Origin of the sequence: Bradyrhizobium oligotrophicum S58 (genome assembly GCF_000344805.1) — a bacterium.
In the GTDB taxonomy this organism is placed as follows: Bacteria; Pseudomonadota; Alphaproteobacteria; order Rhizobiales; family Xanthobacteraceae; genus Bradyrhizobium; species Bradyrhizobium oligotrophicum.
Map to the genome: position 1 here is coordinate 188,742 of NC_020453.1, position 14,787 is coordinate 203,528.

14 protein-coding genes are annotated in these 14,787 nt (G+C 66.4%); 10 read left to right on the plus strand and 4 right to left on the minus strand.

Annotation, left to right across the window (positions count from 1 at the left end; all coding sequences use genetic code 11):
• The first annotated feature begins 238 nt into the window (after nt 1-238).
• Both S58_RS00900 and S58_RS00905 read left to right on the plus strand, forming a co-directional pair.
• Entirely contained in the window at nt 239-1,744 is a 1,506-nt protein-coding gene (locus S58_RS00900; protein ID WP_015663339.1) for a hypothetical protein, read from the plus strand.
• Nucleotides 1,745-1,955: 211 nt separating this feature from the next.
• Nucleotides 1,956-2,891, plus strand: a complete 936-nt coding sequence (locus S58_RS00905) for a hypothetical protein (RefSeq protein WP_015663340.1) — start codon at nt 1,956-1,958, stop codon at nt 2,889-2,891.
• Nucleotides 2,892-2,903: 12 nt separating this feature from the next.
• On the opposite strand, the gene S58_RS00910 is transcribed toward S58_RS00905, so the two are convergent.
• Nucleotides 2,904-4,433 (minus strand): hypothetical protein, encoded by a 1,530-nt coding sequence (locus S58_RS00910; protein WP_015663341.1) that lies wholly within the window; start codon nt 4,431-4,433, stop codon nt 2,904-2,906.
• Nucleotides 4,434-4,611: 178 nt separating this feature from the next.
• Here S58_RS00910 and pncA point away from each other — a divergent pair, with 178 nt between their 5' ends.
• The gene (gene pncA, locus S58_RS00915; RefSeq protein ID WP_042340474.1) at nt 4,612-5,334 is read left to right on the plus strand and encodes a bifunctional nicotinamidase/pyrazinamidase; all 723 of its coding nucleotides are present in this window, start codon (nt 4,612-4,614) and stop codon (nt 5,332-5,334) included.
• An 86-nt stretch (nt 5,335-5,420) separates the two neighbouring features.
• On the opposite strand, the gene grpE is transcribed toward pncA, so the two are convergent.
• Both grpE and hrcA read right to left on the minus strand, forming a co-directional pair.
• Nucleotides 5,421-6,035: a nucleotide exchange factor GrpE gene (gene grpE, locus S58_RS00920; RefSeq protein ID WP_015663343.1), complete on the minus strand. Its 615-nt coding sequence runs from the start codon at nt 6,033-6,035 to the stop codon at nt 5,421-5,423.
• 135 nt (nt 6,036-6,170) lie between these two features.
• On the minus strand, nt 6,171-7,259 hold the full coding sequence (hrcA, locus tag S58_RS00925) for a heat-inducible transcriptional repressor HrcA (protein WP_015663344.1): 1,089 nt from the start codon (nt 7,257-7,259) through the stop codon (nt 6,171-6,173).
• A 179-nt stretch (nt 7,260-7,438) separates the two neighbouring features.
• Here hrcA and rph point away from each other — a divergent pair, with 179 nt between their 5' ends.
• From rph to hemW, 3 genes are read left to right on the plus strand one after another with little or no spacing between them, the layout of a single operon-like run.
• Nucleotides 7,439-8,152 (plus strand): ribonuclease PH, encoded by a 714-nt coding sequence (gene rph / locus S58_RS00930; protein ID WP_015663345.1) that lies wholly within the window; start codon nt 7,439-7,441, stop codon nt 8,150-8,152.
• On the plus strand, nt 8,149-8,793 hold the full coding sequence (gene rdgB / locus S58_RS00935; protein WP_015663346.1) for an RdgB/HAM1 family non-canonical purine NTP pyrophosphatase: 645 nt from the start codon (nt 8,149-8,151) through the stop codon (nt 8,791-8,793). The genes rph and rdgB overlap by 4 nt, the downstream gene beginning before the upstream one ends.
• Complete coding sequence (gene hemW / locus S58_RS00940; protein WP_015663347.1) at nt 8,780-9,937, plus strand: radical SAM family heme chaperone HemW; 1,158 nt, start codon at nt 8,780-8,782, stop codon at nt 9,935-9,937. The genes rdgB and hemW overlap by 14 nt, the downstream gene beginning before the upstream one ends.
• A gap of 15 nt (nt 9,938-9,952) precedes the next feature.
• On the opposite strand, the gene S58_RS00945 is transcribed toward hemW, so the two are convergent.
• On the minus strand, nt 9,953-11,152 hold the full coding sequence (locus tag S58_RS00945) for a penicillin-binding protein activator (RefSeq protein ID WP_042338512.1): 1,200 nt from the start codon (nt 11,150-11,152) through the stop codon (nt 9,953-9,955).
• Nucleotides 11,153-11,454: 302 nt separating this feature from the next.
• Between S58_RS00945 and rsmI the strand changes: the two genes are divergently transcribed.
• The 4 genes from rsmI to S58_RS00965 all read left to right on the plus strand — a co-directional run bounded on the left by rsmI (nt 11,455) and on the right by S58_RS00965 (nt 14,744).
• The gene (gene rsmI, locus S58_RS00950; protein ID WP_015663349.1) at nt 11,455-12,414 is read left to right on the plus strand and encodes a 16S rRNA (cytidine(1402)-2'-O)-methyltransferase; all 960 of its coding nucleotides are present in this window, start codon (nt 11,455-11,457) and stop codon (nt 12,412-12,414) included.
• On the plus strand, nt 12,401-12,811 hold the full coding sequence (locus S58_RS00955; RefSeq protein ID WP_015663350.1) for a YraN family protein: 411 nt from the start codon (nt 12,401-12,403) through the stop codon (nt 12,809-12,811). The genes rsmI and S58_RS00955 overlap by 14 nt, the downstream gene beginning before the upstream one ends.
• Nucleotides 12,812-12,844: 33 nt before the next feature.
• Nucleotides 12,845-13,786, plus strand: a complete 942-nt coding sequence (gshB, locus tag S58_RS00960; RefSeq protein ID WP_015663351.1) for a glutathione synthase — start codon at nt 12,845-12,847, stop codon at nt 13,784-13,786.
• A 142-nt stretch (nt 13,787-13,928) separates the two neighbouring features.
• Nucleotides 13,929-14,744 carry an exodeoxyribonuclease III gene (locus tag S58_RS00965; RefSeq protein ID WP_015663352.1) on the plus strand — a complete coding sequence of 272 codons (816 nt, stop codon included), beginning with the start codon at nt 13,929-13,931 and terminating at the stop codon, nt 14,742-14,744.
• Nucleotides 14,745-14,787: the final 43 nt, after the last annotated feature.

Sequence of the window (14,787 nt, forward strand, 5' to 3'; positions counted from 1 at the left end):
GTCCAGGGGTTCAGACCAACGAAAATGACGGCCGTCCCCGAAGAGCCTCACGATGGCACAGACAGCACCGTCAGCATGCTCGGATCCGCCAATCATCGCATGAACGGCCAGAGCGAAGCCGGGAAAGCAACCGCGGAAAGTGCCTCAATCTGGCACCGCTGTTCTGCCGATGTGACCGAAATGCGTTGTTAACCCCCGCGCCCTAGCCTGCCGCACTCCTGGGACCGGAAGAGGCATGATGACCGAGACCGAGCGGGGCCTTGCGCAGCGCGCGCGCGAAGCCAGCCAAAGCGCCTTCCTGGGACCGGTCATCTGCATCATCTTGGTTGCGGCGGCCTGGCTCCGATACACGCTTCCTCTCAATGTCGATGTCAGCTGGTGGCTCCTGGTCAGTGAGCGCATGCTCGACGGCCAGCGGCTCTACGTCGACATCCTGGAGACCAACCCGCCGATGGCCGGATCGGTCTATCTTCTGGCCGTCGCGCTGGCGCGTGCGATCCATCTCAGGCCGGAGCTGGCGACGACGATCCTGATCTTCGCGCTGACCGTCCTGTCCTTGACGCTGGTGTGGCTGGTGCTGCGGACGTCAGCCCTGCGCAATCGCCTGACGGATGGCCGGCTTGCGGCCTGGACGGCCGCTCTGCTTCTGATCGCACCCATGTACGATTTCGGCCAACGGGAACATCTCGCTTTGATCACCGTGCTGCCGGCGCTGGCGGTGTACATTCTGCGCGCCAGGGGTGAGCGGGTGCTCCCCGCCGCCGTGCTCATCGCCGGGCTCAGCGCCGGCGTCACGATGAGCTTCAAGCCCTATTTCGCGTTCAGCGTCGGCTTCTGCATTCTCGCCGCGGCCGCCCAGGCGCGCGACTGGCGCGTGCTGTTCGCGCTGGAGAACTGGATCGCCGCGGCTCTGGTGCTGATCAACGCCGCCTGCATCTACCTGTTCTTCCCTGAATATTTCACCATCATCTATCCGCTGGTCCGCGACGTTTACCTTCTTTTGAAGGCGCCGGTGCCGACCATCCTGGTGACCCTGCCGATGGGCCTGTGGCTGGCCGGAGCAGCCATCGTCCTCCTCCTCCAGCGCAAGGCCCACGAGCGCGACGCGGCCGCATTCACGACGCTGGCGGCGTCGCTCGGGTTCCTGGTCTCGTTCGTCGCGCAGCAAAAGGGCTGGGGCTACCATGCCTATCCGATGGTCGCGCTGGCGCTGCTCGCGGCCGGCCTGGCGGCTTCGGCAGTCGACACCAGCCGCGACGTCGGGCGCTGGCCGCGCGTGGCCACGGCTCTCGCCAGTGCCGTCCTCTTCGTCCAGTCCTGCCTCTGGTTCAATGGCAGCGTCGACGTCCAGCAGATCGAAGCCGAGGTGGCGCGACTGGGACCGCGCCCGAGCATGCTGGTGCTCAGCGCCGCCGCGGTGATCGGTCACCCCATGGTGCGGACGCTGCAGGGTACCTGGATCTCGCGCCAGGAGGCGTTCTGGGTGCGGGAAATCGTTCGCCGGTCGCAAAAGGACGGAACCATCGATTTGCCGACCGCGCGGCGGCTCGAATCCTATGTGGAACGCGAGCGCGCCGGGATCATCGCCGACTTCCGGAAACAGCCGCCCGACGTCGTCCTGATCGACAACCAGAACAGTGACTGGGGCGATTGGGTTCGTTCCGACCCTGAGCTCAAGGCCCTGCTGGAGCCCTATGTGCTGGTGCAGACCGTCGACGGCGTCGAGATCCTGAAGCGCAGCTAGCATTGCTGCCGGCAAGGCCCCCTTCGATTTGCCGCCAAAATGCCTGATGAATTCGCCCCGATGGACAGCCTCATCGCCGCAGGCGATCAAAACCGCGCGTCCGGCCTGTTGCAGAGGGAGCAAAGCCGCTAAAAGCATCGCCGCCGACGACCACGCTGGCGAGGACCCAGACGCCTCCGCGCGAGGCCCCGGTCAACGAGGCAAATGTTTGATGATGATCTTTCGACTCTTCACCGCGGCCACCCTGCTGATCTCGCTGTTGCACCCCGCATTGGCCGCGGACGCCATATTTCCGCCCGGTGTCCGCGTCGGTCTCGCGCCCCTGGTCGGGCTCGCCAAGGCCAAGAATTTCTCCGGCTTCGAAACCGAGGATCAGAGCGTCAAGGTGCTGTTGACCGAACTGCCGGCAGCCGCCTATGGCGAGGTGAAGAACGCGTTTGCCGCCAATCCGGGCGGTGCCGGCGGCATCAAGCCGGAGAGCATCGAGACCGCGGCAGGCACGGCCTACTACACCGTGGAGAACGGCCGTGACGGCGCCGCGCCCGTGCGGCGCTACTCGATGATCCTGCCCGGAAGCGGCTTCTCAGGCTACGTGGCGGTGCAGATCCCCGAAGCCGCAAGCCGGATCTATACCGACGACGCCGTGCGCCAGATGTTCGCCTCCGCCGTGATCCGCAAGGACGTCCCGGTCGATGAGCAACTGTCGATGATGCCGTTCAAGGTCACCGACCTCTCCGGCTTCAAGACCATCCGCACGCTGGGACCGGGCGCGCTGATTCTCGCCGATGGCGACGATGAGAAAGGCTTCGAGGCAGCACCGTTCGTGGTGATCGGGCTCGTGGCCGGCGTGGCGCCCGAGGCCGGCGACCGCGGCCGCGTCGCGCAGCAGGCGGCCACCACCATTCCGGGGGTCCGGGAAGCCCGCATCACGATGTCGGAGCCGATCCGCATCGATGGCATGCCGGCCTATGAGACCCGCATCGAGGCCACCAGCGGCAAGGACAATACGCCGGTGACCGTCGTGCAATGGCTGCGTTTCGGCGGGCCGAACACGCTGCGGATCATCGGCAGCGCGCCGCGCGACCAGTGGTCGGCGGCCTTCCCGCGCTTTCGCGCCGTCCGCGACGGCATCCAGCCGAGAGGCTAGCGACGTCCCAGCTCAGCTCGACCGCCTGACATAGATGTCGATGTCCCCGACGGTCTCGGACAGGCGGTAGTCGCGGAGCAGGCGCTCGAGCTCCGGACTTGCCCGAAGCCACTGGCCCCAATGGCCCGTCATGTTGTCGACCAGCACGATCGCCGGGCTGGTGCGCCGGAAATCGTCGATCAAACCTCTGCGCTCTCGCTCGAGATAGGACTGAAACACGGCGAGCCGCCGCGAGTCTCCCGATTCGGTCGCGCGCACATAGTTGGCGTAACTCGCGATCAGTAGGCTTTGTTGTCGCGAGGCCCAGATGCCGCCGACGGCCCGCGTCAGGGGATGCCCGATGCCGCCGTCGCCCGAGATCGCCAGGATGGTCGGATGCGCCAGGCCGAGGCGGGCGATCGCAGGCTGCAGCATGCGCACGTCGATGACGTGGTTGAACCACACCATCCCAGCCATGAACAACGATGCCGCAACGGCGGCGGTCCCGATGCTGGGCCTGCGGGGCTGCTGGTCGGGGCCAGTCTCCCACGAGCCGATGGCGTAACCGAAGCCGAGCCAGGCAAAGGCCATCATCGGGTAGGAATGATACGGCCAGCCTTTGCGCTGCAGCAGGTAGACGAATGCGAACGCGATCGCCCCCGTCAGCAACAGCAGCATCGTTGGCCTCACTCCGCGGTCTTGCTGGAGCGCGAGCGCGGCCATCAAGGTGATGGCCCAGAGCGCAATTGCTGGCTTCATCACCATTTCGCCGAGCGGAAGACCGACCGAATAGACGTCCCGGATCAGCGGCCACATCTCGCTGAAATACTCCGGAAAGAACATCACCGTGCAGGCGCCGTATCCAACCACGAGGGCGGCTGCGATGACGGTTTCGAGACTGCAGAGGATCCGCGGCGATTTCAGACGGGCGGCCAGGAGGGCGTACACGCTCAGCATGGCCAGCGAAAAATGCGGCTTGAAGCAAAGAGCCAGCCCGAGACCGACGCCGGCAACCGCGATGCCCCACAACGAAGGCGCCTCGCGGTTGATCCGAAGCGCCAGCACCGCAAAGACCGGCATCAGCTCGATGACGGCGATGTGCTCGCGCTGCCCAAAGGATTGGACGGGCAACACGACCAGCACAAGCAGCGCCGTGATCGCGAGCGGCCACCTCTGGCCAGCGGACAGCGCGGTCGAGCGTCGCAAAATCGAGGCGCTGAGCCCGAGCGACAGCACCACGGCAATCATCACCATCGCATCGACGACGCGTTCAGCGGGAAGATCCAACGCCCGCGCGAGCAGGATGCCCGGGACGTAGACCAGGACCGCCATCGGCGGGTTGGTCTCCAGGATCTCCGAATAGAGCCGCTGGCCCTCCAGCCAGCGCTCGCCGGCGATCAGGAGCCAGCTCACGTCGCTGTTCGCGGCAACCAGCTGCCGCATCAAGATACCGACGGCGAAGACAGTGACGAGGACCAGCCAGCCCGTCAGGCCCGACCATCGTTCTGCAGTCTTGACCGGCTGCAGAACGAAGCCGCCATCCGCCTGGACATCGATGGTCATGGTGCCGGTTGCTGTTCCCCGTTGATTTACGGACCATACCGAGGCACCTTTAATCGATTGTTTATTTCTGCCGCGACAATTTTTGGTTTATCGTCGGGCGGTCATGGCCGGCCTCATCGAGGCCTGGTGCGTCATGTGCCCGCCGACGGATTGGCGCGTCGTGTCTCGGACCACAGGGATGAGGATGAACCGACGACAGATCCTCCGGGCGCTCGGCAGCTCGGCGTTTGCAGCAGCAATGGCCAACCGCGCCGATGCGGCGGCCGCGTCGATCAAGCCGGACGACGCATCGGCGCTGCTCGTGATCGACGTCCAGAACTGCTTCCTGCCCGGCGGCAGCCTCGCCGTGAAGGACGGCGAGCAGGTCGTGCCGGTCATCAACAGGATCGCGAAGGCGTTCAGCAACGTGGTCCTGACGCAGGACTGGCACACACCGGGACATGTCTCGTTTGCCTCCAGCCATTCTGGCAAGAAGCCGTTCGAGCTGATCGATCTCGCTTATGGCAAGCAGGTGCTGTGGCCGGATCATTGCGTGCAGGGCACCGACGGCGCGGCGCTGTCGAAGGATCTCGCAATCCCGCAGGCCGAGCTCATTCTGCGCAAGGGCTTCCACAACGACGTCGACAGCTACTCGGCCTTCACCGAAGCCGACGGCAAGACCAGCACGGGCCTCGCCGCCTATCTGAAGGCGCGCGGCATTGCCCGCGTATTCGTGGCGGGATTGGCGACCGATTTCTGCGTGGCCTGGACCGCGCTCGACGCGCGCAAGGCGGGTCTCGACACCTATGTGATCGAAGACGCCTGCCGCGGCATCGACACCCAGGGCTCGCTCGCGAAAGCCTGGACCGACATGGCCGCCGCCGGCGTCAAGCGGATCGGCTCCGAAGACATCGCGGTATAGCCTCGCGCGACACGTCTTGGCCCAAACAAAAAGCCACGGGCGCAACGCCCGTGGCTTTTTCGATTTCCGGGATCGGCCAGCGTCCGTCAGGCGGCGCTGTTGGACTGGTCGTTGGCGGGCGCAGGCTTCGCGCCCCCCTTGGACACGCCGACCAGCGCGGGGCGCAGAATACGTTCGCCGATCATGAAGCCGGCCTGCACGACCTGCACCACGGTGCCGGAGGGAACGGAGGGATCCGGGACCTCGTACATCGCCTGCTGGAAGTTGGGGTCGAACTTCTGCCCCGTGGGGTCGAACTTCTTGACGCCGTTCTTCTCCAGCGTGTTGAGCAGGGAGCGTTCGGTCAGCTCGACGCCCTCGATCAACGACTTGAGGCCGGCATCGGCATTGGCACGGGTTTCCTCCGGCACTGCGTCGAGCGCGCGCTGCAGATTGTCGGCAATGTCGAGCACATCGCGCGCAAAGCCGGTGATGCCGTACAGGCGCGCATCCGCGACTTCACGGGCGGTCCGCTTGCGCAGATTCTCCATCTCGGCCAGCGTGCGCAGCATCTTGTCACGCGCGTCGGCCGCTTCCTTGGCGAAGGCCTCGGCAGAGCCGGTCTCGGGATCGTCGGGCATGATGTACGGCTTGGAGACGACGGGTTCGCTGGCCTGCGCCGGGTTTTCCGGATCATTCTTGTGCAGGTCGGGATCGGTCATGGACAGACTTCTCGCAAATTCGGCTGAACGGGTTCTTGGGATGTCGGGCGGGATATCGTGCTTTAGGCAGCGAAAATCAAGCGCGACCTAACGAACGCGCCGGTGGCGCTGTCGGCGGGTTAACCATCTCATTCGTCAGCCACCCAGCAGTCGGCTGACGAGACGCGCGGCATAGTCGACGGTCGGAATCACCCTTGCATAGTTCAATCGGGTGGGACCGATGACGCCGAGCACGCCGACGATGCGCCCGGTGGCATCAGTGTAAGGCGAGACGATCGTCGACGATCCCGACAATGAGAACAGCTTGTTCTCGGAGCCGATGAAGATGCGGACCCCTTCCGCGCTCTCTGCGCGTCCCAGGAGATCGACGACGCCGCGCTTGGTCTCGAGATCATCGAACAGGCGCCTGACCCGTTCGAGATCTTCGAGCGCGTGCAGATCCTCCAGGAGGTTGGCGTGGCCACGCACGATCAGCTGGCGATCGTCGCTGTCGCCGCCGGACCAGCTCGCGACGCCGGCGGCGATCACCTTCTGCGTCAGCTGATCGAGCTCGGCACGATCATGCGTCAGCGCCGTCTCGAGCTCGAGCCGCGCTTCCGCCAGCGTCCGCCCCCTGATCCTGGCATTGAGGAAATTCGACGCCTCGGTCAGCGCCGAGGACGGCACGCCCGGCGGCAGCGCCAGCACCCGGTTTTCGACCTGTCCGTCCTCGCCGACCAGCACGACGAGCGCGCGCTCGGGTTCCAGCCGGACGAATTCGATGTGCTTCAGCCTTGTGTTGGATTTTGCGGTCAGAACGACGGCAGCGGCGCGGGTCAGACCGGACAGCCGCGTCAGCGCCTCGTCGAGTGCAGCCTCGACCGACTGCGCCCGGCCGACGGACGCAAGCTGGCTCTGGATCGATTGCCGCTCGGCTTCGGTCATGTCCCCGACCTGCATCAGGGCATCGACGAAGAAGCGCAAGCCCGCCTCGGTGGGCAGGCGGCCGGCCGAGGTATGTGGCGCAAAAATCAGGCCGAGCTGCTCGAGATCGGCCATCACGTTGCGCACCGAGGCTGGCGACAATGGAACCGCGATCAGGCGCGAGATGTTGCGCGAGCCGACCGGCTCGCCGGTCGCGAGATAGCTTTCGACGATCTGCCGAAAGATCTCGCGCGACCGCTCGTTGAGCTGCGCAAGCCCTGCAGGCGGTGTCATCAGGTTGATCGGATCGTGGTGGGCCACCAGAGACTCTCCTCCCCACTTGCCTATAATGTGTCCATGCGGCGGCTCGGTGGCAAGCGGGTCATGAGGAGGGGGCTCCCGGCGCGACGACGGTCCCCTGATAAACCCTTGCCGCTGCCGGTCCCGGCTCCTACAAGGCCGTCCAAACACCCTCTTTTGCCTCTTTCACGGAGAGAATCATGCGGCCGAGCCGCCGTGCACCGGATGAACTGCGGGCCGTGAGCCTGGAACGCGGCGTCGTTAAATACGCCGAGGGCTCCTGCCTGGTGAAGTTCGGCGACACCCATGTGCTGGTCACCGCCACCCTGGAAGACCGGCTGCCGCCCTGGCTCAAGGGCCAGGGGCGCGGCTGGATCACGGCCGAATACGGCATGCTGCCGCGCGCCACGCTGGAGCGGACCCGTCGCGAGGCCTCCGCCGGCAAGCAGACCGGCCGCACGGTCGAAATCCAGCGCCTGATCGGGCGCTCGCTGCGCACCGCCATCGACCTGGAAGCGCTCGGTGAGCGCCAGATCACGGTCGATTGCGACGTGCTGCAGGCCGATGGCGGCACCCGGACGGCATCGATCACCGGCGCCTGGGTGGCGCTGGCCGACTGCATCAAGTGGATGAAGTCGCGCAACATGATCAAGACCGAGGTGCTGCGCGCCAACGTCGCCGCGATCTCCTGCGGCATCTACAATGGCACGCCGGTGCTCGATCTGGATTACGCTGAGGATTCCGAGGCTGAGACCGACGCCAATTTCGTCATGACCGGCGACGGCCGCATCATCGAGGTCCAGGGCACGGCAGAAAAGACGCCGTTCACCGAGGCCGAATTCCTGGCGCTGATGGCGCTCGCGCGCAAAGGCGTCGCCCGGCTGGTCGATCTGCAGAAGCTGGCGGTCGCGTGAGCAGTCCGCACCGCAAGCTCTCGGGGCGCATCGTCATCGCAACCCACAATCCCGGCAAGCTGGCCGAGATGCGTGAGCTGCTGGCGCCCTACGGCATCGAGGCCGTTTCGGCCGGCGAGCTCGGGCTGGGCGAGCCCGACGAGACCGGTGACACGTTCGAGTCCAATGCGCGGATCAAGGCGGTGGCCGCGGCGGAGGCGGCGCAGCTGCCGGCCTTCGCCGACGATTCAGGCATCGTCGTCGACGCGCTCGACGGCGCACCCGGCATCTACTCCGCACGCTGGGCAGGGCCGGACAAGGATTTCACCGCGGCAATGACGCGGATCGAGCGCCTGCTGCAGGAGCGCGGCGCGACGGATGCCGGCAAGCGCGGTGCACATTTCGTCTCGGCGCTGTGCGTGGCCTGGCCGGACGGCCATATCGAACAGGTCGAAGCGCGCGTCGACGGCACCTTGGTGTGGCCGCCGCGCGGCACGGCCGGCTTCGGCTACGACCCGATGTTCCTGCCGGACAATCACGATCGCACTTTCGGCGAGATGACGAGCATCGAGAAGCACGGCCTGCCGCCGCTCGGCCTCGGCCTGTCGCATCGGGCGCGCGCCTTCGTGAAGCTCGCGGAGATCTGCCTTGACCAGCGCTGACAGCGAAGCGTTCGGCGTCTATGTGCACTGGCCGTTCTGCCTGTCGAAATGTCCCTATTGCGACTTCAACAGCCACGTCCGGCACGCCGCCATCGACCAGGACCGCTTCGCCCGCGCCTTCGCCCAGGAGATCGCGACCACCGCCGCCCGCACCGGGCCGCGCACCGTCACCTCGATCTTCCTCGGCGGCGGCACGCCGTCGCTGATGCAGCCGCAGACCGTCGGCGCCATTCTCGATGCGATCGGCAAACATTGGCGCGTCGCTGGCGATGTCGAGGTGTCGCTGGAGGCCAATCCGACCAGCGTCGAGGCAACGCGCTTTGCCGGCTATCGCGCGGCCGGCGTCAACCGGGTCTCGCTCGGCGTCCAGGCGATGGACGATGCGTCGCTCAAGATGCTGGGACGACTGCACACCGCCGAGGAGGCGATGAACGCCGTCGCCATCGCCCGCGGCGCCTTCGATCGCTATTCCTTCGACCTGATCTATGCACGCCCCGACCAGACCCCCGCGATGTGGACCGAGGAGCTGACGCGCGCAATCGGCGAGGCGGCCGAGCATCTGTCGCTCTATCAGCTCACCATCGAAGAGGGCACGCCGTTCTTCGGCCTGCACGCTGCCGGCAAATTGAAGACGCCGGACGAAGGTCTGGCGCGCACGCTGTACGACGTCACGCAGGACGTTTGCGGCCGTCATGGCCTGCCGGCCTATGAGATCTCCAATCACGCCCGCCCCGGCGCGGAGTGCCGGCACAATCTCGTCTACTGGCGCGGCCAGGAATATGCCGGCATCGGTCCCGGCGCCCATGGCCGGCTCGACATCGACGGCATCCGGCACGCCACCGCGACCGACAAGCGGCCGGAGGCCTGGCTGATGCGGGTCGAGTCCAACGGGCATGGCGTCATGACCGACGATCAGCTCAACCGCGAGGAGCGCGCCGACGAATTCCTGCTGATGGGGCTGCGCCTCGCCGAAGGCATCGATCCCCGGCGCTATGCCGCGATCTCGGGACGATCGCTCGATCCGCGCCGCATCGCGCTGTTGCGCGAAGAAGGCGCCATCATCGTCGATCCGAACGGCCGGCTGCGCGTGACGCAGGACGGCTTTCCCGTGCTCGACGCCGTCGTCGCCGATCTCGCCGCCTGAGGCGGGCGATCGACCTCAGGTCGCGCTGAAGCTCTTGGGCGCGCCGGCCACCGCCTGACCGCCCCCCGAGCCGACACGCATGACCGCCAGCCCGCGCTCATTGGTGCCGTCGCTGCGGAAACGAAACAGCCCGTCGATGCCGGCAAAGCCCGACGCATTGGTCAGGACGTCCGGCGCGAAGCGCTGATTGCCTTGGGTGCGCGCCAGCGCCGCGACCAGCGCCACGGCGTCATAGGCCAGCGTCGCCGTGCGCACGGGATCGCCGCCGAAGCGCGTGCGGTAACGGCCGGCGAAGGCGCGGAAGCCTGCGGGATCCGGCGCGGCGTAGAGGCCGCCCTGCAGGCTGGCGCTGTTGTAGACGCGCGGATTGTCCCACAGCCCGGTGCCCAGCAATTGGATGTTGCGCAAATTCGCGCCGGCGGTCGTGAGTGCATCCGCCGTCGCGACGACCGCTTCGCCGTCATCGGCCAGCAGCAGCGCGTCGGCACCGCCGAGCGCTTGCGCCACGTTGCGTGCCGCCATGGTGCGATCGCCGGAATATTTCTCGAACGCCACGATGCGTCCGCCGCGGCGGCTGACCGCCGTCTTGAACGCGCCCTCGACGACGGTGCCGTAGGCGTTGTCGGGCAGCAGCGCCGCGAACGAGCGTTTGCCGACGCCGGCCGAGTAGTCGACGATCCGGCTGGCATCGGACTCCGGCAGGAAGCTGAGGAGATAGACGCCGCGGCCGGCCACGCTCGAATCGGTCGAGAACGCGATCACCGAGATGTTGCGCGTGCGCGCCACCTGGGCGGTCGCCGGCACGGAGCCCGCGAACAGCGGCCCGAGCAGGATCTCCGCGCCTTCATCGCAGGCCTGTTGTGCGCCTTGCTGCGCCCCTTGCGGGCTGCCCGCATCGTCCTTGATCAGGAGCTGGATGTTGGGGTTCTGAAACTCGGCGAGCGCCATCTCGGCCGCGTTCTTCATCGACTGCGCGGCCACGCCGGCATTGCCGGACGCCGACAGCGGCAGAATCAGCCCGACCTTGACCTGGCCATTGCCGGCGACCGCCGGCTGCTGCGGCGGCCCCGCTGGGGCGACCGACTGCTCGAACGGATTTTGCACGCCGGAGCATGCCGACAGCAGCGGCGCGCCGATGATCAGGCCAAGCGCCGTTCGCCGGGCAACCGCATGGGCTCCCGGACCGTGAGACTTGGGATGACGCGGGCCCACCATGGCATCTCTTCGTTCGGCCGAGTCCGGCCAGAAGTTCCCCAATCGCACGCCCTCAGGGCCGTGCTGATTCACTCATATTGTCGACGAATAGTTAAGCAAAACAAAAGGCTGTCAGCGCCACACGGCCGATCAATTCGACGTTTTGCACGGCATATCCCCCGCTTGCACGGCCCCCCGATTCCTCTGCGGTTTCGCAACTGAAGCTCCGATGAACGGCTCTCGCGCGGACTGATCGGAACTTCAATACGGCGCATAGCCGTTCCCCTGTGGCATTCCCGCGTCAGGCCCTTTAAATTACCTCGATGGGCGCGAAGGCAATCCTGAACACGTCGCCGCACGACGGCAAATCTTCCACCACATGGACCTATCTTGTGGCGGGGCACTGCGTGGCGGCGCCCAAGGCGCAGCCGGGCCTGCATCTCGTTGCAACACCAATCGGCAATCTCGGCGACATTACGTTGCGCGCGTTGGAAACCCTGGCCGGCGCCGACCTCATCCTTTGTGAGGACACGCGAATCACGCGGCGGCTGACCGAGCGATACGGCCTCGCCGCAGAGCTCGCGGCCTATCATGAACATAATGCCGAAGCCGTCAGGCCAAAGATATTGCGACGTTTGGCTGAGGGTGCGGCGATTGCGCTCGTGTCGGACGCCGGCACGCCGCTGATCTCCGATCCCGGCTACAAGCTCGTGCGCGAGGCCTGTGACGCCGGCCATGCGGTCACCGCACTGCCCGGGCCCTCGGCGGTGTTGGCGGCGCTCAGCGTGGCGGCGCTGCCGACCGACCGCTTCTTCTTCGAGGGGTTCCTGCCGGCCAGGCAACAGGCGCGGCGCACGCGGCTGTCGGAGCTCGCGCGCATCGAGGCGACGCTGGTGATGTTCGAAGCCGGCAGCCGGGTGCAGGAGACGCTGGCCGATCTCGCCGACGCCATGACGGGACGTCAGGCCGCGATCTGCCGCGAGCTCACCAAGCTGCATGAGGAGATCCTGCGCGGGGCCATCACCGAGCTTGCGGCACATGCCGCTGAGCTCGAAACCCGCGGGGAATTCGTGCTGGTGGTCGGGCCGCCGCCGCGCGACGCCGAACTCATGACCGACGGCGCGCTCGACGCGCTCCTGAAGGAGCTGCTGCCGCGATCGAGCGTGAAGGACGCGGTGATGCACGCGGTCGAGCTGTCGCGCCGCCCCCGGCGCGAGGTCTATGCGCGCGCGCTCGAGCTTGCGAAGGACGCCCGGGCGGGAGAGGCCGATGGCGAAGACTGAGCGCGCCACGCCGGAGAAGCCCGCAAAGGCCGCGGCGCCGGAGCGCGTCGCCGCCTTCCGCACCGGCCTGTCGGCGGAAGCGCGGGGCGCGGCGTTGTTGATGGCCAAGGGCTATCGCATTCTCGCCAAGCGCTTTCGCACGCCCCACGGCGAGATCGACATCATCGCCCGCAAGCGCAACCTCGTCGCCTTCATCGAGGTCAAGGCCCGCGCCTCGCTCGACGATGCCGCCTATGCGGTGACGCCGCGCCAGCAGCGGCGCATCATCGATGCCGCGCAGGCCTGGCTGATGGCGCATCCCGACCATGCCGAATTCGAATTGCGCTTCGACGCGATTCTCGTTGCACCGCGCAGCCTGCCGCGCCATCTGGTGGCGGCGTTCGACGCCAGCACCTGACATGAACTCACTGCAGAGAGCAGGGACCAGCCCATGACACTGAATGTCGCCGTCCAGATGGACCCGATCGCGCGCATCAACATTCGCGGCGACTCGACCTTCGCGATGCTGCTCGAAGCGCAGCGGCGCGGGCATGGCCTGTGCTACTACACGCCCGACAAGCTGTCGCTGCGCGGCGAGGAGCTCTACGCCCCGGTGCAGGCGCTGACGGTGCGCGACGAGATCGGCGATCACTTCACGCTTGGCGAGCCGAAGCCGACTGCGCTGGCCTCGTTCGACGTCGTGCTGCTGCGACAGGATCCGCCGTTCGACCTCGCCTACATCACCTCGACCCATTTCCTCGAGCGCATCCATCCGAAGACGCTGGTGGTCAACGATCCCGCGAGCGTGCGCAATGCGCCGGAAAAGCTGTTCGTGATGAACTTTCCGCAGCTGATGCCGCCGACCCTGATCTCGCGCGATCTCGACGAGATCAACGCGTTTCGCGCCCAGCATGGCGCCGTCGTGATGAAGCCGCTGCATGGCCATGGCGGCGCGGCGGTGTTTCGCGTGATGCCGCAGGACATGAATTTCGGATCGCTGTTCGACATGTTCTCGGTGACGTTCAAGGAGCCCTGGGTGATCCAGCGTTTCCTTCCCGAGGTGAAGCATGGCGACAAGCGCATCATCCTGGTCGACGGCGAGTTCGCCGGCGCCGTCAACCGTGTGCCGGCGGCCGATGATCTGCGCTCCAACATGGTGCGCGGCGGCGCTGCGCAGGCCACCGATCTCAGCGCGCGCGAGCGCGAGATCTGCGACACGCTCGGTCCGGAATTGCGCGCGCGTGGCCTGCTACTGGTCGGCATCGACGTGATCGACGGCAATCTCACCGAGATCAACGTGACCTCGCCGACCGGCATCCGCGCCATCGCGCGGCTCGGCGGGCCGGATATCGCGGCCCGCGTCTGGGACGTGATCGAGGCCAAGCGGCGCTGACCTCGCGGGCGAAGACATCCGCCGCCGCCGCATATAGCTGGGGATAAGGCCGACCGAGGCATCGGGCGCGGGACATTCCGATGCTCCCGGCACGAGGTGCAAGCGCTGACAGCCGCAAAATCCGTGTTATGACGCAATCCTCATGCGTCTCGTCCTCACCACCTGGAACATCAACTCGGTGCGCCTGCGCATCGACCTCGTCGCCAAGCTCATCAAGCAGGTCAGGCCGGACGTGCTGTGCCTGCAGGAAACGAAGTGCATCGACGATGCCTTCCCGTTGAAGCGCTTCAAGCGGCTCGGCTACGAGCACATCGCGCTGAACGGGCAGAAGGGCTATCATGGCGTCGCCGTGATTTCGAAATGGCCGTTCGAGGACACCAATGTCCGGACCTTCTGCGACAAGGTCGATTCGCGCCACATCTCGGTGGCCTTCGGCGAGAAGGCGCAGCTCACGCAGCCGCTGGTGCTGCATAATTTCTACGTACCGGCCGGCGGCGACATTCCCGATCCCGCGCTCAATCCGAAATTCGAACACAAGCTGCAGTTCCTCGACGAGATGAAGGCGTGCGAGCCGCTGCATCCGCGCGGCGGCGATCGGCACATCCTGGTCGGCGATCTCAACGTCGCGCCGTACGAGAACGACGTCTGGTCGCACAAGCAGCTCCTGAAGGTGGTCTCGCACACGCCGATCGAGTGCGAGAAGCTGCTGGCGGCGCAGACCGAGGGCGAGTGGGTCGACGTCGCGCGCGAGCGCATCGCGATGTCTGAAAAGGTCTACACGTGGTGGAGCTACCGCGCCGCCGACTGGACCGTCGGCAACCGCGGCCGCCGCCTCGACCATATCTGGGTCTCACGCGCGCTGAAGGACGGTGTGTCCGATTTCAGCATCCTGCGCGACGCGCGCAGCTGGGAGCGGCCATCGGATCACGTCCCGGTCACGGTGACGCTCGACGTGTAGTCCGGCAAAGCGTCCTGTTGGTTGAATTGAATGCTCCTCGCGA